This is a genomic window from Pseudomonas sp. 3MA1, assembly GCF_029237275.1.
GTDB classification, from domain to species: domain Bacteria; phylum Pseudomonadota; class Gammaproteobacteria; order Pseudomonadales; family Pseudomonadaceae; genus Aquipseudomonas; species Aquipseudomonas fluorescens_AP.
Genome location: NZ_JAACFX010000004.1, coordinates 228916 through 250937, shown reverse-complemented (window position 1 = coordinate 250937; position 22022 = coordinate 228916). Strand labels below are relative to the sequence as shown.

Here is a 22022-nt window from a genome sequence, read left to right as displayed (position 1 = left end):
TCAGGTTGGGGAGTCGGTAAGAAGATAGACACGCAGTTTGCCCGAGTGTTACAGCGCTGTCAGGCAATTGGACCGCGCGGATAGCGCTTGAGCTTGGCAATCAGCTCGGTGCCGGGAATCGGTCGGTCGAACAGGTAGCCCTGGCCGACGTCGCAGCGATGGCGACGCAGGAACGCCAGTTGTTCCGCGGTTTCGATGCCTTCGGCAACCACCTTGATCTTCAGGTTGTGGGCCATGGCGATCACCGCCGAGGTGATTTCCATGTCGTCCTGGTTGTCCGGGATTTCATGGATGAAGCTGCGATCGATCTTGATGATGTCGATGGGGAATTTCTTCAGGTAGCTCAGGGACGAATAGCCGGTGCCGAAGTCGTCCATGGCCAGGGTCAGGCCGAGCTTTTTCAGCTGTTCCAGCTGCTGGTGGGTGTCCTCGGTGGCTTCCAGCAGCAGGCCCTCTGTCAACTCAAGCTCCAGCAGCGAGGACGGCAGTTGTTCTTCCCTGAGGATGCTGGCGATGGAGGCCACCAGGTCCGGGTCGGAGAACTGCTTGGGCGACAGGTTGATGGCCACGTGCAGGTTGCCCAGGCCGGCGGCGGTCAGCTGCTTGCTCATGCGGCAGGCCTGACGGGCGATCCACTTGCCGATGGGGATGATCAGGCCGGTTTCTTCCGCCACGCTGATGAACTGGTCCGGACGGATCATGCCCTTTTCCGGGTGGTTCCAGCGCAGCAGCGCTTCCATGCCCAGCAGGCGGCCGCTGCGCAGGCACAGCTTGGGCTGGTAGAACACGTCCAGCTCGTTCTGGGTCAGGGCCCGGCGCAGGTTGTTTTCGACGAACAGCTTGTAGCTGGCTTCGGCGTTGAGCGCCTCGGTGAACACCTGCACCTGGTGCTTGCCGTTGGCCTTGGCCTTGTGCAGGGCCAGGCCGGCGTTGCGCATCAGGGTCTGGGGGTCGCGGCCATGCAGCGGCGCGCTGGCCAGCCCCACGGAGCCGGTGACGCTGATCAGCTGGTTGTCGACGAACATCGGCTTGTCCAGGGTCATCAGCAGTTGGCTGGCGATCTGTTGGCCGGATTCCAGGTCGGTGTTGTCCAGCAGCACCGCGAACTCGTTGCTGGCAAAACGCGCCAGGCTGCCGCTGGGGCTCAGGCTATTGCGCAGGCGCCGGGCCAGGCTGATCAGCAGCTTGTCGCCGGTCTGGTGACCGAGGCTGTCGTTGATCCGCTTGAAGTTGTCGATGTCCACCAGCAGCAGGCTGATCGGGGTATCGCTGTCTCGGGCGAAACGTTCATCCAGGTTGCGGATGAATGCGGGGCGGTTGCCCAGGTTGGTCAGGTTGTCGGTGTAGGCCAGGCGCTCGATGCGCTGCTGGGCGAGCTTGGTCTGGGTGATGTCTTCGTAGATGCCGATGTAGTGGGTCAGCTCGCGATTGTCGCCATACACCTTGGAGATCGACAGCTGGCCCCAGTAGGGCTCGAGGTTCTTGCGCCGGCTCTTGAACTCGCCTTGCCAGCTGTTGCTCTTGGCCAGGCTGGAAGGGGCGTCGAACAACAGCTCGCTGAGGTTTTCCAGGGCTGGCAGTTCGGACAGGCGATGGCCGTGAACCTCTTCGGTGCTGTACTGGGTGATGGCGGTGAAGCTGGGGTTGACGTACTCCACCACGCCGTCGCAGTTGACCAGCAGGAAGGCGTTGGCGCTCTGTTCCACGGCGCGCTGGAACAGGTGCAGGGCGCTGGTGGCGGCGCGTCGGTTGTGATTGTTGATGACCTGGGCGAACTGGTCCGCCAGTTCGCCGGCGAAGGCGATCTCGTCGGACTGCCAGGCGCGGGTCATGCCGGTCTGTTCCAGGCAGAGCACGCCGACCACCTGGCCATCGATGCGGATGCTGGCGTCGAGCATGGCGTTGACGTCCCGCGGACGCAGGCTTTCGGCCATCTCCCGGGTGCGCGGGTCGCGCATGGCGTTCTGCGCATCGATGGCGCGAGAGCTGTGCAGGGCTTCCAGGTAGTTGGGAAAGCTGCTGGCGTCGATGGGCTCCGGCATGCGGTATTCCTGCGGGCCGCGATGGTAGGCGGCAATCGGCACCAGTTGCCGGTCTTCCAGGTTCCAGATGCTGGCGCAGTCGATCTGGTAGATATCACAGGCGCAGCGGGTGATGAGTTCGGCGGCTTCCTTCAGGGAGTTGCCGCTGCTGTAGCGCTGGCGCGTCAGCAGCAGGATCAGGTCCTGCTGGGCGCGCACCCGTTCCAGGTGCTGAAGCTGTTCCTGCTGGGCCCGCTGGTTCAGTTCCAGGGCGATCTGCAGCCTGGTGTTCTGGGTTTCCAGGTCCTGGGTCGGCGGGGTGGTGGAGTTGCTGAACAGACCTTCGACAACCAGCAGGTAACCGCGCAGCAGGTGCCGGTTGTGCTGTTTGTAGGCTTCTCCCAGCTCCAGGATGCTCAAGGGGCCCTGGCCGGTGTGCAGGGTGTAGCGGATCAGGTAATGGGGGCTGCTGCTCAGCTGTTGCTGGATGGTGTCGTGCAATTGATAGCGCGCTTCGGGTTCCATCAGGCTGGCGTAGGGCGAGCCCACCAGGGCGCAGAGTTCGACGGCGGGCAGGCCGAACTGGCGCTCGCAATTGGGATCGAGAAACAGCAGCGCCCAGCTTGCTTCATTCAGCCGTTCGAAACGCAACATGCCGAGCCGCGAGGGCACAGGCAACTGCGTCACTACCTCGGCCGCCATACGGCTGGCGGCATCGGGTTGGCTTTTCATGGGGAAACTCGCTTCGAAATTGCTGATCGCGCCGGGCTCGCGCCCTCTTTACTGTTGCCTGCGGCAAGGTTGCATCATGGCGCGTCGACTGACAAGTAAGATGAAGGCTAAGTGCTATAAACCTGTATCGGCAGACCGAAGGATTTCTGCAAAGTAACTTTTCTGCGCCTTTGCCTCGGGAAATGACGGGCAATTGACGACGTTTTTCCGGCAAAAAAAAGCCCCGCCAAATTGACGGGGTTGAGGTACGAGCGTGGCGCTCGGAAAGCATGCGGTGCCGGCCCGCCCAGGTTGGGAGGGCCGGTTCGCGGGTTACAGCAGGATGGTGCGGATGTCCGCCAGCAGGTCGCTCAGACGCTTGGTGAAGCGTGCAGCGGCCGCGCCGTTGATCACACGGTGATCGTAGGACAGGGACAGTGGCAGCATCAGCTTCGGCTGGAAGGCCTTGCCGTCCCAGACCGGCTGGATGGTGGCCTTGGATACACCGAGGATCGCCACTTCCGGCGCGTTGACGATCGGCGTGAAGCCGGTGCCGCCAATGTGCCCGAGGCTGGAGATGGTGAAGCAGGCGCCTTGCATCTCGTCCGCGGAGAGCTTCTTGGTCCGGGCTTTTTCCGCCAGGGAAGCCGCCTCGGCCGCCAGTTGCAGCAGGCTCTTCTGGTCGACGTTCTTGATCACCGGTACCAGCAGGCCATCCGGGGTGTCCACGGCGAAGCCGATGTTCACGTACTTCTTGCGGATGATCGCCTTGCCGCTTGGCGCCAGGGAGCTGTTGAAGTCCGGCAGTTCCTTGAGCAGGTGCGCGCAGGACTTGAGCAGCAGTGGCAGGATGGTCAGCTTGACGCCGGCCTTCTCGGCCACGGCCTTCTGGGCAACGCGGAAGGCTTCCAGCTCGGTGATATCCGCCGAGTCGAACTGCGTCACGTGCGGCACGTTCAGCCAGCTGCGGTGCAGGTTGGCGGCACCGGCCTGCATCAGGCGGGTCATCGGCACTTCTTCGATTTCACCGAAGCGGCTGAAGTCCACGACCGGAATCGGCGGGATGCCCGCGCCACCGGTTGCGCCGGCAGCAGCTGGCGCTTCCTTGGCCTTCTGCATCATCGCCTTGACGTAAACCTGCACGTCTTCTTTCAGGATGCGACCGTGTGGGCCGCTTGGGCTCACGGCGCTCAACTCGACGCCGAATTCACGGGCCAGTTGGCGTACCGCCGGGCCGGCGTGAACTTTCGCGCCGGGCTTGGCTGGCGCGGCAACTGGAGCAGCAGCGGCAGGCGCGGCGGCGGCAGGAGCAGCTTCAGTTTTGGCTGGAGCAGGTGCGGCGGCAGGTGCCGGAGCGGCTGCCGGGGCTGCGCCCTTGACCTTGAGCTTGAGGATCAGGTCGCCGGTACCGACTTCGTCGTCCAGCTTGATCGATACGCTTTCCACGATGCCGGCGGCTGGCGATGGGATTTCCATGCTGGCCTTGTCGGATTCGAGGGTGATCAGCGATTGATCGGCAACCACGCTGTCGCCGGCCTTGACCAGCACTTCGATGATCTTGGCCTTGCCGGCCGAGCCGATGTCCGGAACGTGGATGTCCTGCACGCTGTCAGCCACTGCAGCGGCCGGGGCTGCTGCGGGAGCAGGCGCGGCAGCAGCAGGCGCTGCAGCACCCGCCACTTCCAGATCCAGGATCAGGTCGCCGGTGCCGACTTCGTCGTTGAGCTTGACGCTGATGGCCTTGACCACGCCAGCGGCAGGCGATGGGATTTCCATGCTGGCCTTGTCGGATTCGAGGGTGATCAGCGATTGATCGGCCTCGACGGTGTCGCCGACCTTGACCTGGATCTCGATGATCTGGGCCTTGCCCGACGAACCGATATCCGGCACGTGAACCTGTTGCACCGAGGCGCTGGCAGGTGCGGCAGCCGGAGCGGCAGCAGCAGGTGCTGCGGCTGGCTGTGCAGGGGCTGGCGCAGCGGCGGCAGGTGCAGGGGCCGCAGCAGCGGCGCCCTCGACTTCCAGTTCCAGCAGTTCGTCGCCTTCTTTCAGGCGGTCGCCCAGCTTCACTTTCAGGCTTTTGACCACGCCGGACTTCGGTGCAGGGATTTCCATGCTGGCCTTGTCCGACTCGAGGGTCAGGATGCTCTGGTCGGCTTCGATGCGATCGCCGACCTTGACCATCAGTTCGATTACTTCACCTTCACCGCTGCCGATGTCAGGTACGCGAATGAGTTCGCTCACAGAAAGTCTCCTCAGCAGTCCAGTGGGTTGCGTTTTTCCGGGTCGATACCGAACTTGGTGATGGCTTCAGCCACGACCTTGGGTTCGATGTCGCCACGGTCAGCCAAGGCTTCCAGGGCTGCCAACACCACGAAGTGACGGTCTACTTCGAAGAAGTGACGCAGTTTCTTGCGGCTGTCGCTGCGGCCGAAACCGTCGGTGCCCAGGACTTTGAATTCCTTGGACGGCACCCACTGGCGGATCTGTTCGGCAAACAGCTTCATGTAGTCGGTAGAGGCGATGACCGGACCCTTACGGCCGCTCAGGCACTCTTCGACGTAGCTCAGCTTCGGCTTCTGGCCAGGGTGCAGACGGTTGCTGCGCTCTACGGCCAGGCCATCGCGACGCAGTTCGTTGAAGCTGGTCACGCTCCACACGTCGGCGGCGACGTTGAACTCGTCACGCAGGATCTTCGCTGCTTCGCGGACTTCGCGCAGGATGGTGCCGGAGCCCATCAGTTGCACGTGGTGCGCGGCTTCGCGGGTGTCTTCTTCCAGCAGGTACATGCCCTTGATGATGCCTTCCTCGACACCTTCAGGCATGGCTGGCTGCTGGTAGGACTCGTTCATCACGGTGATGTAGTAGAAGACGTCCTGTTGCTCTTCGGTCATCTTCTTCATGCCGTCCTGGATGATCACCGCCAGCTCGTAGCCGTAGGTCGGATCATAGGTGCGGCAGTTCGGGATGGTCCCGGCCAGCATGTGGCTGTGACCGTCTTCGTGCTGCAGGCCTTCACCGTTGAGGGTGGTACGGCCGGCGGTGCCGCCGATCAGGAAGCCGCGGGTACGGCTGTCGCCGGCAGCCCAGGCCAGGTCGCCGATACGCTGGAAGCCGAACATCGAATAGAAGATGTAGAACGGCAGCATCGGCTGGTTGTGGCTGGAGTACGAAGTACCGGCCGCGATGAAGGAGCTCATGGCGCCCGCTTCGTTGATGCCTTCCTCGAGGATCTGGCCCTTCTTGTCTTCGCGGTAGAACATCACCTGGTCTTTATCGACTGGCTCGTAGAGCTGGCCGACGGAGGAGTAGATGCCCAACTGACGGAACATGCCTTCCATACCGAAGGTACGGGCTTCGTCCGGGATAATCGGCACGATGCGCTGGCCGATTTCCTTGTCCTTGACCAGCTGCGCGAGGATCCGCACGAAGGCCATGGTGGTGGAGATTTCACGGTCGCCCGAGCCGTCGAGGATGGCCTTGAGGGTATCCAGTGGCGGAGTCGGGATGCTGAAGCTCTTGGCGCGACGCTGAGGCACGAAACCACCCAGCGCGGCACGACGCTCGCTCAGGTAGCGGGCTTCGGCGCTGCCTTCTTCAGGCTTGAAGAACGGCAGGTTTTCGATGTCTTCGTCTTTCACCGGAATGTCGAAACGATCGCGGAACAGCTTCAGGCTTTCAACGTCGACTTTCTTGGTGTTGTGCGCGGTGTTCTTCGCTTCGCCGGCGCCGGTGCCATAACCCTTGATGGTCTTGGCCAGGATGACGGTCGGCTGCTCTTTGTGGTTGACCGCCTCGTGGTAGGCCGCATAGACCTTGTACGGGTCGTGGCCGCCACGGTTGAGTTTCCAGATCTCGTCGTCGGACAGATCGGCAACCATCGCCTTGAGTTCAGGGGTGTTGAAGAAGTGCTCACGGACGAACGCACCGTCCTTGGCCTTGTAGTTCTGGTATTCGCCGTCGATGACTTCGTCCATGCGGCGCTGCAGGATGCCGTCGACGTCCTTGGCCAGCAGTGGGTCCCAGAAACGGCCCCAGACCACCTTGTTGACGTTCCACTGGGCACCACGGAACACGCCTTCGAGTTCCTGGATGATCTTGCCGTTGCCGCGAACCGGGCCGTCGAGGCGCTGCAGGTTGCAGTTGATGACGAAGATCAGGTTGTCCAGCTTCTCGCGGCCGGCCAGGGAGATCGCGCCCAGGGATTCCGGCTCGTCGCACTCGCCGTCGCCCATGAAGCACCAGACTTTCTGCTTGCCGGCCGGGATGAAGCCGCGGGCTTCCAGGTACTTCATGAAGCGTGCCTGGTAGATCGCCTGGATCGGACCCAGCCCCATGGAAACGGTCGGGAACTGCCAGAAATCAGGCATCAGCCAAGGGTGTGGATAGGAGGACAGGCCGTTGCCATCCACTTCCTGGCGGAAGTTGTTCATCTGGTCTTCGGTGATGCGGCCTTCCATGAACGCACGGGCGTAGACGCCTGGCGATGCGTGACCCTGGAAGTAGATCAGGTCGCCGCCGTGTTCGTCGGTCGGGGCCTGGAAGAAGTAGTTGAAGCCGATGTCATACAGGGTGGCGCTGGAGGCGAAGCTGGAGATGTGACCGCCCAGGTCAGAATCTTTCAGGTTCGTACGCATGACCATGGCCAACGCGTTCCAACGTACCAGCGAGCGAATGCGGCGTTCCATGAACAGGTCGCCAGGCATGCGTGCTTCGTGGGTGACGGGAATCGTGTTGCGGTACGGCGTGGTGATGGCGTAGGGCAGTTGCGAGCCGCTGCGGGTCGCGAGTTCACCCATACGGGTCATCAGATAGTGAGCACGGTCTTCGCCTTCTTTGTCGAGAACCGATTCCAGGGCGTCCAGCCATTCCTGGGTTTCGACGGGATCGAGGTCTTGCATGGCTTGCTCCAGGGCGGAAAGGCTTCCAGAATCGGTTGCCTGAGTTTGCGACTGGCCTTGTGGGCAGACGATTATAAATTCTTGGATTGCCGGAGGTTGATCCGGCGGCGTGTAGTTTTACTACAAATCGTCGGCCATTTCAGCCTTTCGAATGTATATACGAGTAGTAAAACTACAGAAGAGCGGCTTATGGCCTCCTGCTGCGTTGTGAGAATAATCGTTACTGTTGGTCGGTGACTAACGGGAATAGGTAAAAAATTAATGCTGGCTGCCAAAAAAAACCTATTTTCAGCTATTTCTAACTTTTGTTCGACAGTCCATCAGGCTGCTTGCCCTCGATATCCCTCTCCGCCTGCCTTTTCCACGCCGATCAAGGATAGCCCATGAGTCTGCCCGCGCTTGCCCCAGTCCCCGCGATTCTCCTGCCATTGGTCAGCCGTGCAGAGCAGTCGTTCCGCGCTGCGGTGGCGGCCCTGGAAGACAGCCCCGGTGTCGCGGATTGGACTGCCGAGCGCTGGGCCGAGTTCGCCCGGATCAGTGCCGCCAGCGACTTCGTCATTGAACAGAGTCTGCGTGACCCTTTGATGTTGCTGGAGCTGGTGCGCAGCGGCGAACTGGATCGCGGTTTCGCCCCGGGCGAGTTATGTGCACAGATTGCCGCGGCCGTGGACACCGCCGAGAGCGACGATCAACTGGGGCGCGTGCTGCGTCGCCAGCGCACCCGGCAGCAGGTGCGGATCATCTGGCGCGATCTGACCCGTCGGGCGGATCTGGTGCAGACCTGCCGCGATCTTTCCGACCTGGCCGACGCCTGCATCGACCAGGCCTATCAATGGCTGTACCTGCGCCACAGCCAGCAGTTCGGCGTGCCCACCGGCGCGCGCAGTGGCGAGCCGCAGCAGATGGTCATCCTTGGCATGGGCAAGCTGGGGGCGGTGGAGCTCAACCTGTCGTCGGACATCGACCTGATCTTCGCCTACCCCGAAGGCGGCGAGACGGTGGGGGTCAAGCGTGCCCTGGATAACCAGGAGTTCTTCATTCGCCTGGGCCAGCGCTTGATCAAGGCCCTGGACCCGATGACCGTCGACGGTTTCGTGTTCCGCGTCGACATGCGCCTGCGGCCCTACGGTTCCGCCGGGGCCCTGGTGCTGAGCTTCAATGCCCTGGAGCAGTACTACCAGGATCAGGGGCGCGACTGGGAACGCTACGCCATGATCAAGGCCCGGGTGGTCGCCGGAGATCAGCTGGCCGGGGCGCAATTGCTGGATATGTTGCGGCCCTTCGTCTATCGCCGTTACCTGGACTTCTCCGCCATCGAGGCGCTGCGCACCATGAAGCAGCTGATCCAGCAGGAGGTGCGGCGCAAGGGCATGGCCGACAACATCAAGCTGGGCTCGGGAGGCATTCGCGAAGTCGAGTTCATCGCCCAGGCCTTCCAGCTGATTCACGGCGGTCGCGACCTGAGCCTGCAGCAGCGTCCTTTATTAAAGGTGCTGGGCACGCTGGAGGGGCAGGGCTATTTACCGGCGGCGGTGATCAGCGAGCTGCGCGAGGGTTACGAGTTCCTGCGCTACACCGAGCATGCGATCCAGGCCATCGCCGATCGCCAGACACAGATGCTGCCGGACAATCCCCAGGATCAGGCGCGGATTGCCTTCATGCTCGGCTTTGCCGACTGGAGCGCTTTCCATGAGCAACTGATGTACTGGCGCGGGCGGGTGGAGTGGCACTTCCGCCAGGTGATTGCCGATCCCGATGAAGACGAAGGCGCGGAAAGCGAAGTGGTGGTGGGTGGCGAGTGGCTGCCGCTGTGGGAGGAGGCCCAGGACGAGGAAGCAGCTTGCCGGCAGTTGCAGGAGGGCGGCTTTGCCGATGCGCCCAAGGCCCTGCGAGCCCTGGCCAGTTTGCGTGGCAGTCCGCAATTGCGGGCGATGCAACGTCTGGGGCGTGAGCGCCTGGATGCCTTTATTCCACGGTTGTTGGCCCAGGCGGTGGAGCACGCCAATCCGGATCTGGTGCTGGAGCGGGTGCTGCCATTGGTCGAGGCCGTAGCCCGGCGTTCGGCCTATCTGGTGCTGCTCACTGAAAACCCTGGTGCTCTGCGCCGCTTGCTGACCTTGTGCGCGGCCAGTCCGTGGATTGCCGAACAGATCACCCGCTTCCCCCTGTTGCTGGACGAATTGCTTAATGAGGGACGCCTGTTCAAACCGCCCCTGGCGCCGGAGCTGGCGGCCGAGCTGCGCGAGCGCCTGACGCGGATTCCCGAGGACGACCTGGAACAGCAGATGGAGGCCCTGCGCCACTTCAAGCTGGCCCACCGGTTGCGGGTGGCCGCCTCGGAGATCGCCGGCAGCCTGCCTTTAATGAAGGTCAGCGATTACCTGACCTGGCTCGCCGAGGCGATTCTGGAGCAGGTGCTGGCCCTGGCCTGGCGCCAGACCGTGGCCAAGTACGGCGCGCCACAGCGCAGCGACGGCACCTTGTGTGACCCGGGGTTCATCATCGTCGGCTATGGCAAGGTCGGCGGCATCGAGCTGGGCCACGGTTCCGACCTGGACCTGGTGTTCATCCATGATGGCGATCCCCAAGCGGAAACCGATGGCCCCAAACCCATCGACGGCGCGCAGTTCTTCACCCGCCTGGGGCAGCGCATCATCCACCTGCTGACCACCCAGACCAACTCCGGCCAGCTCTACGAAGTGGACATGCGCCTGCGGCCGTCCGGCGCCTCGGGGCTGTTGGTGAGTTCCCTGGGCGCCTTTGCCCGCTATCAGGAAAACGAAGCCTGGACCTGGGAGCATCAGGCGCTGGTCCGGGCCCGGGTGCTGGTGGGCAGCCAGGATGTGGGGCAGGCCTTTGAAAAGGTCCGGGCCGTGGTGCTGGGCAAAAAGCGCGATCTGCCGACCTTGCGCCAGGAAGTCAGCGAGATGCGGGCCAAGATGCGCGACAACCTGGGCAGCCGCCTGACCGCCGCCGGAACCGCAGCCAACGCCTTCGAAGCCACGGCGCCGTTCGACCTCAAGCAGGACGCCGGAGGTATCGTCGATATCGAATTTATGGTGCAATACGCGGCCCTGGCGTGGTCCGAAGAGCACCCGTCATTGCTGCGCTACACCGATAACATCCGCATTCTGGAAGGTCTGGAGCAGGTCGGCCTGATGCCGGCGAGCGATGCCAGCTTGCTGCGCGAGGTCTACAAAGCCTACCGTTCCGCGGCTCACCGGCAGGCGTTGCAGAATGAGGCCGGAATCATTGCCGGTGATCAATTCGTGACCGAACGACGGGAAGTGTTACGGATTTGGCGCGAGCTGGGGCTAAGCTAAGCGGCCTGACAGGGCCACTCCTATTTCGGCGAGCCTTGTGGGCTCGCCCAAACTGAACCGGCGGTGAAGGCCGCGGTGCTGGATTCTCGAGGCGGGGAGGCGTATGCCTCCCCGGCTCGTTTATGGAAACCACATGAATATTCTGATCGTTGGGCCCAGTTGGGTCGGTGACATGGTGATGGCGCAGACACTCTTCGAGTGCCTGAAACAGCGTCATCCACAATGCGAGATCGACGTGCTGGCCCCCGAGTGGAGCCGGCCGATCCTGGAGCGCATGCCCCAGGTGCGTCGGGCCTTGAGCTTTCCCCTGGGCCACGGCGCCCTGGAGCTGGCCACCCGCCGGCGGATCGGCAAGTCCCTGGCCGGCCAGTACGATCAGGCGATCCTGCTGCCCAATTCGTTGAAGTCGGCGCTGGTGCCGTTTTTTGCCGGCATCCCCAAGCGCACCGGCTGGCGCGGCGAGTTCCGCTATGGCTTGCTCAATGACGTGCGCAAGCTCGACAAAGAACGTTATCCGCTGATGATCGAGCGCTTCATGGCCCTGGCCTATGAACCGGGCGCCGAACTGCCCCAGCCTTATCCGCGCCCGAGCCTGCAGATCGATCCGCAAAGCCGTGAGGCGGCCATGGCCAAGTTCGGTCTGACGCTCGATCGTCCGGTGCTGGCGCTGTGCCCAGGGGCGGAGTTCGGCGAGGCCAAGCGCTGGCCGTCCGAGCATTACGCCCAGGTGGCCGAGGCGAAGATCCGCGAGGGCTGGCAGGTGTGGCTGTTCGGTTCGAAGAACGATCATGCCGTGGGTGAAGAGATTCGCGGGCGACTGATTCCCGGCCTGCGCGAGGAATCGAGCAACCTCAGTGGCGAAACCTCCCTGGCCGAGGCCATCGACCTGCTGTCCTGCGCCGACTCGGTGGTGTCCAACGACTCCGGGCTGATGCATGTGGCGGCGGCGCTGAATCGCCCTTTGGTGGCGGTGTATGGCTCCACTTCGCCGGGCTTCACTCCGCCCCTGGCGGATCAGGTCGAGGTGGTGCGCCTGGGCATCGAATGCAGCCCGTGCTTTGACCGCACCTGCCGCTTCGGCCATTACAACTGCCTGCGCCAGTTGTTGCCGCAGCCGGTGAATGAAGCCTTGCAGCGCTTGCAGGGCTCCCCGGTCGAGGTTCAATAAGTTGCGGGTACTGTTGATCAAGACCTCGTCCCTGGGAGATGTGATTCACGCATTGCCGGCGCTGACCGATGCCGCGCGCGCCATCCCCGGGATCAAGTTCGACTGGGTGGTGGAAGAAGGCTTTGCCGAGATCCCCACCTGGCACCCGGCGGTCGGCAAGGTGATTCCGGTGGCGATCCGTCGCTGGCGCAAGAACATCTGGCAAACCATCAAGAGCGGCGAGTGGCGCCGCTTCAAGCAGAGCGTGCGCTCGACCAAGTACGACCTGGTGATCGATGCCCAGGGCCTGCTGAAAAGCGCCTGGCTGACCCGCTACGTGCGCGCCCCGGTGGCGGGGTTGGACAAACACTCGGCCCGTGAGCCCCTGGCGTCGCGTTTCTATTCGCGGCGCCTGGCGGTGGCCCGTGGGCAGCACGCGGTGGAGCGGGTGCGTCAGTTGTTCGCCGTGGCCCTGGGCTACGACCTGCCGCAGGGCCTGGGCGACTACGGTCTGAATGTCGAAAAGCTGGTGGAACTGCCGCGCAAGAATCCCTTCGTGCTGTTCCTGCACGGCACCACCTGGGACACCAAGCACTGGCCCGAAGCCTACTGGCGCGAGCTGACCGAGCGCATGGGCATGCTCGGGGTGGAGGTCAAGCTGCCCTGGGGCAACGCCGCCGAGAAAGCCCGGGCCGAGCGCATCGCCAGCGGCCTGAAAAATGCCACGGTGCTGCCCAAGCTGAACCTGGCCGGGGTCGCCAAGGTGCTGGCCGATGCCCAGGCCTGTGTGGCCGTGGACACCGGGTTGGGTCACCTGGCTGCAGCCCTGGATGTGCCGACCATCTCCTTGTTTGGCCCGACCAACCCGGGCCTGACCGGCGCCTATGGCAAGGTGCAGATCCACCTGGGCAGCAACTTTCCCTGCGCGCCGTGCCTGCAGAAAAAATGCACCTACCAGCCCTCCGCTGTGGACCAGCAGCGCTATGACATCAAGCGCGAGTGGCCACTGTGTTTCACTCGCCTGAACCCCGAGCGTGTCGCCAGCCGACTGAGCGCCTTGTTACTGGCTGAGGAGCCGCGCTGATGCAATTGGCTTTTGTCCTTTATAAGTATTTTCCCTTTGGCGGCCTGCAACGCGACTTCATGCGCATTGCCCTGGAGTGCCAGCGGCGCGGGCACCAGATCCGCGTCTACACCCTGATCTGGGAAGGCGATGTGCCTCCCGGCTTCGAAGTGCTGGTGGCGCCAGTCAAGGCGCTGTTCAACCATCGTCGCAATGAAAAGCTCAGCGCCTGGATGGAGGCCGACCTGGCCAAGCGTCCGGTGGATCGACTGATCGGTTTCAACAAGATGCCGGGGTTGGACGTGTACTACGCCGCTGACGGCTGTTTCGAGGACAAGGCGCAGAACCTGCGCCATTCCCTGTACCGGCGCTGGGGCCGCTACCGGCATTTTGCCGAGTACGAGCGGGCGGTATTCGCCAAGGAGGCCAAGACCGAGATCCTGATGATCTCCGAGGTCCAGCAGCCGCTGTTCATCAAGCATTACGACACCCCGCTGGAGCGCTTTCACCTGCTGCCGCCGGGCATTGCCCAGGACCGTCGGGCACCGGCTAACGCCGCCGAGATCCGCGCCGATTTCCGTCGCGAGTTCGCCTTGCAGGATGACCAGTTGCTGCTGGTGCAGATCGGCTCCGGGTTCAAGACCAAGGGCGTGGACCGCAGCCTGAAGGCGCTGGCGGCGCTGCCGTCGGCGCTGAAAAAACGCACCCGGCTGTTTGTAATCGGCCAGGACGACCCCAAGGTATTCCAGGTGCAGAGTACGGCGCTGGGTTTGAGCGATCAGGTGCAGTTCATGAAGGGCCGCAGCGATATCCCGCGGTTCCTGCTGGGCGCCGACCTGCTGATTCATCCGGCCTACAACGAAAATACCGGCACCGTCCTGCTTGAGGCCCTGGTGGCCGGGCTGCCGGTGCTGGTGACTGCGGTTTGTGGCTATGCCCATTACATCGCCGAGGCCGAGAGCGGCCTTGTGCTGGACGAGCCGTTCGAGCAGAGCCAGCTCAATCAATACCTCACCAACATGTTGACCGACGACGCTGCACGCGCGACCTGGAGCCGTAATGGCCTGGCGTTCGCCGAGACGGCCGACCTTTACAGCATGCCGCAGTATGCTGCGGATGTGATTCTGGCGGAGCAACACCGATGAAGTTGATGCTTGCCGAACCCTTCAAGAGCCTGTGGGCCGGACGCGACGCGTTCGAGGCTGTCGAGGGCCTGAAGGGCCAGGTCTACCGTGAGCTGGAGGCGCGCCGTACCTTGCGTACAGAGGTCGATGGCCGCGGTTATTTTGTGAAGATCCATCGTGGGATCGGCTGGGGCGAGATCGTCAAGAACCTGATCACCGCCAAGCTGCCGGTGCTCGGCGCCGGCCAGGAGTGGCGGGCCCTGGAGCGCCTGCACCAGGTGGGCGTGCCGACCATGACCGCGGTGGCCTATGGCGAGCGCGGCGCCAACCCGGCGGACCAGCATTCGTTCATCGTCACCGAAGAGCTGGCACCGACCGTCAGCCTCGAAGACTTCAGCATCGACTGGGTCAAGCAGCCCCCGGCGCCGGCCCTCAAGCGCGCGCTGATCGCCGAGGTGGCGCGCATGACCGGCATGATGCACCGCGCCGGGGTCAACCATCGTGACTGCTACATCTGTCATTTCCTGCTGCACACCGATCGGCCCATCACCCCTGAGACTCTCAAGCTCTCGGTGATCGATCTGCATCGGGCCCAGACCCGGCCCAAGATCACCTTGCGCTGGCGCAACAAGGACCTGGCGGCCCTGTATTTCTCGGCCCTGGACATCGGCCTGACGCGCCGCGACAAGCTGCGTTTCCTCAAGGGCTATTTCCAGCAGCCGCTGCGGCAGGTTCTGGCCGAGGAAGCGGCGCTGCTGTCCTGGCTCGAAGGCAAGGCGGAAAAACTCTACGCCCGCAAGCAACGTTACGGAGACGCACTCTGATGGCGAGTTGGAATCTGGACCCCGCCTATCAGGAGTTGACGCAGGATTTCGGCAGTCTGGAAGCGGTATTCGCCCTGCAGGGCGAGCACCTGACCCGTGATCCGCTGTCCGAAGTGATTCGCGTCGAACGAGGTGGCATTCACTATTACGTCAAGCGCTACAGCGGCGCCGGCAAGAACCTGCGGCGCTATCTGGGCAAGCCCCGGGTCAAGTTCGAATGGCAGAACCTCAAGCGCTTCGCCAAGTGGGGCATTCCCACCGCCGATGTGGTGGCCTGGGGCCTGGAGCGGCGCTGCCTGGCTTATTCCCGTGGCGCGATGATCACCCGCGAGTTGCCGCGGACCGAGGACCTTTCGGTGTTGGCCGAGCGCAATGATCCGCGGCTCAAGGACCGGCGCTGGGTCGATGGCATCAGCCAGCAGCTGGCAACCCATACCCGGGTCATGCACGACCATCGCTTTACCCACAACGATCTGAAGTGGCGCAACTTGCTGGTCGACGACCAGGACCGCTTGTACCTGATCGACTGTCCGAACGGCGATTTCTGGCGTGGATTCTGGCTCAAGTACCGGATCACCAAGGATCTGGCCTGCCTGGACAAGGTGGCCAAATATCATCTGTCGGCCACTCAGCGCCTGCGTTTCTATCTGCAGTACCGCGAGCGCAACCGGCTGAGTGCCTCCGACAAGGAGCGCATTCGTCACGTGGTGAGATTTTTTGAGGGGCGTGAATGACTGATTTCCTGGCGCCGCAGGAGCGTGCGCTGCTGGAGCGTAACGGCCTCGGCACTTTTGACCAGCTGTGGGCCGTGCAATTGGCTGCGGTGGATGAACCCAACACCAGCCGTGGCGGCAGCAGCAGTGTCTTTCGCCTGGATGTGGAGGGGCAGGGTTTCTATCTCAAGCGTCAGACCAACTACCTGACCCGCACCCTGCACCGGCCCTTCGGCGAGCCGAGTTTCGCCCGGGAGTTTCGCAATATCCGGCGCTATCAGCTGCTGGGCATTCCGGCCTTGCAGGCGGTGTTCTTTGGCATGCGCAAGGTGGCGGGCGAGTCCCGGGCGATTCTCCTGACCCGGGCCCTGGACGGCTGGGACGACCTGGACGGGCTGCTGTTGCGTTGGGATGAACTCAGCGAAGTACAGCGTCAGGCGGTGCTCAAGGCTTGCGGGCAACTGGCCCGGCAGCTGCACAGCTTGCGTCAGGTGCATGGCTGTTTCTATCCCAAGCATATTTTTCTGCGGGGGCACGGCGACGGCTATCAGGCGCAGTTGATCGACCTGGAGAAAACCCGGCCTCTATTGTTCGGGCAGCGTGATCGGGTCAAGGATCTTGAGCCTTTGCTGCGCCGGGCTTCGGTGTGGAGCGTCGACGAGGTGCGCGCGCTGCTGGCGGCGTACCTGGATCAGTCGCCCGACAGTTCCCTGGTGCAGGCCTGGCTGACCCGTCTCAGTGCTCGCAGCAGTCATAAGGAATCTCGCTGATGCGTTTGTCCGAGCTGAAGAACAGCGGGCGCAGCCCGGTGCTGCCCCTGAGCCTTGAACTGGCGGATGCCGCCGGCCCGGCGCAACTGCAATTGCTGACCTTGCTGCGGGTGCTGCCGGGGCAGCGCTACGTGGGCGCCGGGGTCTGGCGAGGCCGCCCGGTGCTGGCCAAGTTGCTGGTGGGGTCCAAGGCGGCGCGGCATTTTCAGCGAGAGTTGAACGGCGTGCGCCTGCTGGCGCAGCAAGGCCTGACCACCCCTCTGCTGCTGGCCGACGGCCTGCAGGAAGGCGAGGGTGGCTGGCTGCTTTTTGAATTTCTAGAAGGCTCGCAAAGCCTGGGCGACGCCTGGCAGCAGGTGGAGAACCTGCCGGTACTGGCCGATGAGCAGACGGCGGTGCTGGCCGAGGCGCTCGGGGCGATTGCCCAGTTGCACGCCAAGGGCCTGTGGCAGGAAGACCTGCACCTGGACAATCTGCTGCGCCATGGTGGCCAGCTGTATTTGATCGATGGTGCGGGGATCTGCGTCGAGGAGGCCGGCAAGCCTCTGTCCCGGTCCAGGGTGCTGGAGAACCTTGGGGTGTTCTTCGCCCAGTTGCCCAAGAGCCTGGAGCCCTTCACCGAAGAGTTGCTGGTGCACTACCTGCTCGGCAATGCCGAGCACGCCTTGCCCCTGGAGGCCCTGGAAAAACAGGTGAACAAGGTGCGTGGCTGGCGGCTGCGGGATTTTCTCAACAAGGTCGGCCGTGACTGCACGCTGTTCAGCGTGCAGCGCGGACCCTTTGCCTTGCGGGCGATCCGTCGCGAAGAAGAGGCGGCGATGCGGCCGGTGCTGGAGCAGGCCGATGCCTTGCTGGACCAGGGCCATCTGTACAAGACCGGTGGCGCGGCCAGCGTCGGCCGGGTCGCGGTGGCGGGGCGGACCCTGGTGGTCAAGCGCTACAACATCAAGGGTTTCGCTCATTGGCTCAAGCGTTTCTGGCGCCCGAGCCGGGCCTGGCACTCCTGGCGCGAAGGCAATCGCCTGGCGTTTCTCGGCATTGCCACGCCCAAGCCCCTGGCGCTGCTGGAGCAGCGTTTTCTCTGGTTGCGCCGGCGCGCCTACCTGGTCACCGAGTATCTGCCGGGGCCGGACATCATCGAGCGTTTTGCGCCGTTCGTGGACAGCGGCGAAGCGCCGGAGCCTGAGTTGCAGGCATTGGGCCGGCTGTTTGCCGAGCTGATCAAGGAGCGCATCAGTCACGGTGACTTCAAGGGGCACAACCTGTTCTGGCACGAGGACCGCTGGGCGTTGATCGATCTTGACTCCATGTGCCAGCACACCAGCCTGAGCAGTTTCGCCCCGGCTTATGCCCGGGATCGCGCGCGCTTCATGCGCAACTGGCCCGAAAGCAGCCATTTGTATCAAGTGATTGATCAGCGCCTGCCCAAGACCGCCGATTCCCCCCAGGCCTGACCTGCGACCCATGGCCGCTGTTGCTGGCAGCGGCTGCGGGCCCTGCTGGCGGCAGCGCCCTGGCTTGCCGCTTGCCGCTAGAGGCTTGCCCCTGCTTTTCAGTTATAATCGCGCCCTTTCGTTGTTTCTCGCCCCTTGCGAGCACACTTTATTTTCAAGGCGCATCGCGCCCGCATGCAGACTAAACGAGGCTAGACCCCTGTGGCATTGACGATTCTTGGCCTGTCCGGCGCCCTTAGCCATGATCCTTCAGCAGCCCTGTATATCGACGGCAAGCTGATCGCGGCCGCTGAAGAAGAGCGTTTCGTGCGCGACAAGCATGCAAAGAACCGCATGCCCTACGAGTCGGCGAAGTTCTGCCTGGAACAGGCCGGTATCAAGCCTTCCGACGTTGACGTGGTAGCGATTCCCTTTGCTCCGATCAGCCTGTTCGGCAAGGCCCGCTGGCATTACGCCAAGCGCTACTGGTACGCCCCGGACCGCGCCCTGGACGCGATCCTGATGGGCAACCGTCGCTACAAGCGCTACCGCAAGAAGATCGTCTGGTGCCTGGAGCAACTGGGCTTTGACCCGAAAAAGGTCAAGATCGAGCCGGTGGAACACCACCTGGCCCACGCCTCCAGTGCCTACCACTGCTCGGGCTTCAAGGAGAAGACCGCGATCCTCGGGATCGACGGCAAGGGCGAATACGCCACCACCTTCTTCGGCTACGGCGAAAACGGCAAGATCCACAAGATCAAGGAATTCTTCGATCCGGACTCCCTGGGCGGCCTCTATGGCGCGATCACCGAGTTCCTCGGCTTCGAGATGCTCGACGGCGAGTTCAAGGTCATGGGCATGGCGCCTTATGGCGATGCCAGCAAGTACGACTTCTCGCGCCTGGCCAGCTTTGAAAACGGCGAGTTGGTGATCAACACCGACTACGCCAACGTCATCGGCCTGCGCCGCTACAAAGAAAAGGGCAAGGGTTTCTACTTCTCGCCAAAACTCATCGAGTGGCTGGGTCCCAAGCGCGAAGGCGACATCGCCGACGAGCCGTACATCCACTACGCGGCGAGCATGCAGGCGCTGTTCGAGAAGCTGGCCCTGCAGATGATCGACCACTACCTGGGCGACATCCTCAAGGAAACCGGCAAGCTGGCCTTCGCCGGTGGCTGCGCGCTGAACGTCAAGTTGAACCAGAAGATCATTGCCCGTCCCGAGGTCAAGGAGCTGTTCGTGCAGCCGGCTTCCGGCGACGCCGGCACCGCCGTCGGTGCCGCGGCCTATGTTTCCCATGCCCGTGGGGTGCCGGTGGAGAAGATGGAACACGTCTATCTCGGCCCGTCCTACAGCAACGAAGACGTGATCGCCGCTTGTGCCCGCCACCCGAACAAACCGGCCTGGCGGCAGATCGACAACACCCCGGAACGCATCGCCAAGATCATGGTGGACGGCAACCCGGTGGCCTGGTTCCAGGGCCGCATGGAGTTCGGTCCTCGGGCCTTGGGCGGTCGTTCGATCATCGGTTGCCCGAGCGCCACCGGCGTGGCCGACCGGATCAACGAGCAGATCAAGTTCCGCGAGCGCTGGAGGCCTTTCTGCCCGTCGATGCTCGACACCGTTGGTCCGCAGATGATCAAGGTCGATCACCCGGCGCCGTTCATGACCTTCACCTTCGAAGTGGCGGAAGAATGGAAGACCCGGGTGCCGGAAGTGGTCCACGAGGACGGCACGTCCCGGGCCCAGGTGCTCAAGCGCGAATACAACCCGCGCTACTACGACATGATGAAGGCCCTGGAAGTCCTGACCGGCAACGGCGTGTCGCTGAACACCTCGCTGAACCGCCGTGGCGAACCGATGATCTGCTCGCCGACCGACGCCTTGAACATGTTCTATGGGTCCGATCTGCAGTACCTGATCATGGAAGACATTCTGGTGGTCAAAGACGGCGTGGACCCTTATGACACGCTCGGCTGAACGCCATGTGCTGCAGTTCTGCCACGGCTATGACGGGCCGTTCCTGGACTGCGCCCGGCAATACGCCAATCTGTTCGCCGGCAGCGGCTATCGAGTGACCACGGTGTTCCTGACCGGGGTCGCCGATGCCGAGGTCGCCGCGGGCTGTGCGTCAGATGAAGTGCTGTTCATGGAGTACAGTTCCAAGGCCATCCGAGGGCTGAAGCTGGGAGCGATCCGTGACCTGCGCAAGATCGCCGCCTCGCGTGATTTCAGCTTCTGCATCGCCCATCGCTTCAAACCGATCTACATCGCCCTGCTGGGTACGGGCTTGCCGGTGATCGGTGTCCATCATGCGTTTTCCGATTACAAGCGTGGCAGCCGCAGGCTGTTCGCCCATCTGTTCCGCAAACGCTTGAGCCTGCTCGGAGTGTCGGATGCGGTGCGTGACGATATGCGCGCCTGCCTGCCGAAATGGCCGGCACAGCGTATCCAGACTCTGTACAACCGTATCGACATTGAGGCGCTGCAGGCCGAACAACTGAGCGCGGCCCAGGCTCGCAGCGAGCTGGGCCTGTCCGCTGAGGCCTGGATTGTCGGCAATGTCGGGCGCCTGCATCCGGACAAGGACCAGGCCACCCTGCTGCGGGGTTTTGCCGCCGCCGTGGCGCAACTGCCGCCGCACAGCCAATTGGCGATCCTGGGCACCGGTCGCCTGGAGAAGGATTTGAAATCCCTGGCTCGGGAACTGGGCATCGCCGATCGCGTGCTGTTCCTTGGACAGGTGCCGCAGGCCCGGCGCTACTTCCGCGCGTTCGACGTGTTTGCCCTGAGTTCCGATCACGAGCCCTTTGGCATGGTCCTGCTGGAGGCCATGGCCGCCGGCGTGCCGCTGCTGGCCACCGCCTGTGGGGGAGCCAAGGAAGTGGTCGAGGGCGTGGGCATTCTGTTTCCGCTGGGTGACGTCGAGCACATGGCTCAAGGGCTGCAGCGCCTGGCCGCGATGGATGATCATCAGCGTCGGGTCTGCGCCGAACTGATGCTTGACCGCCTGCGTGAGCGTTTCTCCGACCGTGCCGTACGCGACGCATTCTGGCGTTTGCCGCAAGTCACCGATCTGACCGCGAGGGGCTGATGCTCAATCGATTTCAAGGCTGGCGCGAACGCGGCTGGTCAGTCATTGACGCATCGACCTATGCCGATGCCTGGCAGCGTTTTGGTGGCAGCGTGGCGACTCATCCGCTGGTGGTCGAGCAACTGGCGGAGCTGGCGCAGATTCCCGTGCGCTATCTGGCCTGGGAGCAGAACGGCCATCTGCAGGCGGCCATCGCCACCTGGGGGCGGGACCTGGCGCTGTCCAAGGACGTGCTCAAGCGTGCCGGCAAGAAGGGGTTGTTCGATATCGGCAATGCCGAGCTGATCCTGCCGGCCGCCGCGGATGCCCAGGCCGTGCTGCGTCATCGCGGGCGTTATCTCTCCGCGCTCAACGAAGGGCGCTTCACCGCCCTCAGGCCTCAGGCCGAACAGTTGGCCATGGCTCGCACCCCGGAAGAGTTGTCGAAGAAGTTTCGCTACAACCAGCGCCGCGAACTGCGCCTGCTGGAAGAGGCCGGCGGCGTGGTGCGTGCCGTCACTGATTTCACCAGTGCTGAGCTGGCGGCGATCTACTGTGATCTGTTCCAGCGTCGCTGGGGCTTTGCCGCGACGGGGGCCGAGCGCATGGCCGAGGTACTGGAGCGCCTGCGCGAGCTGTTGATCGGCTCGGTGATCTTCCTCAACGATGCGCCCATTGCCGTGCAGTTGATCTACCGGGTCGAAGCCCCGCAGTGGATCAGCGTCGAGTACGTCAATGGCGGGGTCGATCCCGAGACACGGGAGTTCAGCCCCGGCAGTGTGCTGAGCTTCCTCAATACCCAGAGCGCCTGGGAGCAGGCCCGGGCCTTGAACAAGCCGCTGCGCTTTTCCTTCGGTCGCGCCGACCGTGAATACAAGGATCGTTGGTGCAATCCTGTGCCGGTTTTCCAGGTGTGAGT

General features: G+C 63.2%; 14 protein-coding genes. 11 read left to right on the top strand and 3 right to left on the bottom strand.

The genetic code is table 11. The annotated features are described in order from the left end of the window. Positions 1–59: 59 nt before the first annotated feature. The 3 genes from GWQ44_RS13700 to aceE form a co-directional block, all read right to left on the bottom strand. Complete coding sequence (locus GWQ44_RS13700; protein WP_275927561.1) at positions 60–2753, bottom strand: GGDEF and EAL domain-containing protein; 2694 nt, start codon at positions 2751–2753, stop codon at positions 60–62. Between the two features lie 312 nt (positions 2754–3065). Further along, positions 3066–4976, bottom strand: coding sequence for a dihydrolipoyllysine-residue acetyltransferase (gene aceF, locus GWQ44_RS13695; protein WP_275927560.1), 1911 nt, complete (start codon positions 4974–4976; stop codon positions 3066–3068). A gap of 11 nt (positions 4977–4987) precedes the next feature. Beyond that, complete coding sequence (gene aceE / locus GWQ44_RS13690) at positions 4988–7633, bottom strand: pyruvate dehydrogenase (acetyl-transferring), homodimeric type (protein ID WP_016968310.1); 2646 nt, start codon at positions 7631–7633, stop codon at positions 4988–4990. A 383-nt stretch (positions 7634–8016) separates the two neighbouring features. Between aceE and glnE the strand changes: the two genes are divergently transcribed. From glnE to GWQ44_RS13635, 11 genes are all read left to right on the top strand, one after another. Further along, the gene (gene glnE / locus GWQ44_RS13685; protein WP_103739497.1) at positions 8017–10956 is read left to right on the top strand and encodes a bifunctional [glutamate--ammonia ligase]-adenylyl-L-tyrosine phosphorylase/[glutamate--ammonia-ligase] adenylyltransferase; all 2940 of its coding nucleotides are present in this window, start codon (positions 8017–8019) and stop codon (positions 10954–10956) included. 133 nt (positions 10957–11089) lie between these two features. Beyond that, positions 11090–12124 (top strand): lipopolysaccharide heptosyltransferase II, encoded by a 1035-nt coding sequence (gene waaF, locus GWQ44_RS13680; RefSeq protein ID WP_275927559.1) that lies wholly within the window; start codon positions 11090–11092, stop codon positions 12122–12124. A 1-nt stretch (position 12125) separates the two neighbouring features. Further along, positions 12126–13187, top strand: coding sequence for a lipopolysaccharide heptosyltransferase I (gene waaC, locus GWQ44_RS13675; RefSeq protein WP_047301274.1), 1062 nt, complete (start codon positions 12126–12128; stop codon positions 13185–13187). Then, entirely contained in the window at positions 13187–14311 is a 1125-nt protein-coding gene (locus tag GWQ44_RS13670) for a glycosyltransferase family 4 protein (protein WP_275927558.1), read from the top strand. The genes waaC and GWQ44_RS13670 overlap by 1 nt, the downstream gene beginning before the upstream one ends. Then, entirely contained in the window at positions 14308–15114 is an 807-nt protein-coding gene (gene rfaP, locus GWQ44_RS13665; protein WP_179598514.1) for a lipopolysaccharide core heptose(I) kinase RfaP, read from the top strand. Before GWQ44_RS13670 ends, rfaP begins: the two co-directional genes overlap by 4 nt. Beyond that, a complete protein-coding gene (locus tag GWQ44_RS13660) occupies positions 15114–15848 on the top strand; it encodes a lipopolysaccharide kinase InaA family protein (RefSeq protein ID WP_016968304.1) in 735 nt (244 codons plus the stop codon). Before rfaP ends, GWQ44_RS13660 begins: the two co-directional genes overlap by 1 nt. After that, positions 15845–16597, top strand: coding sequence for a lipopolysaccharide kinase InaA family protein (locus GWQ44_RS13655; RefSeq protein WP_016968303.1), 753 nt, complete (start codon positions 15845–15847; stop codon positions 16595–16597). Before GWQ44_RS13660 ends, GWQ44_RS13655 begins: the two co-directional genes overlap by 4 nt. After that, positions 16597–18051 (top strand): lipopolysaccharide kinase InaA family protein, encoded by a 1455-nt coding sequence (locus tag GWQ44_RS13650; protein WP_275927557.1) that lies wholly within the window; start codon positions 16597–16599, stop codon positions 18049–18051. Before GWQ44_RS13655 ends, GWQ44_RS13650 begins: the two co-directional genes overlap by 1 nt. A 201-nt stretch (positions 18052–18252) precedes the next feature. After that, positions 18253–20010, top strand: a complete 1758-nt coding sequence (locus GWQ44_RS13645) for a carbamoyltransferase (protein ID WP_016968301.1) — start codon at positions 18253–18255, stop codon at positions 20008–20010. Beyond that, positions 19994–21124 (top strand): glycosyltransferase, encoded by a 1131-nt coding sequence (locus tag GWQ44_RS13640; RefSeq protein ID WP_275927556.1) that lies wholly within the window; start codon positions 19994–19996, stop codon positions 21122–21124. Before GWQ44_RS13645 ends, GWQ44_RS13640 begins: the two co-directional genes overlap by 17 nt. Next, on the top strand, positions 21124–22020 hold the full coding sequence (locus GWQ44_RS13635; RefSeq protein ID WP_016968299.1) for an antimicrobial resistance protein Mig-14: 897 nt from the start codon (positions 21124–21126) through the stop codon (positions 22018–22020). Before GWQ44_RS13640 ends, GWQ44_RS13635 begins: the two co-directional genes overlap by 1 nt. The last annotated feature ends 2 nt before the right edge of the window (positions 22021–22022 follow it).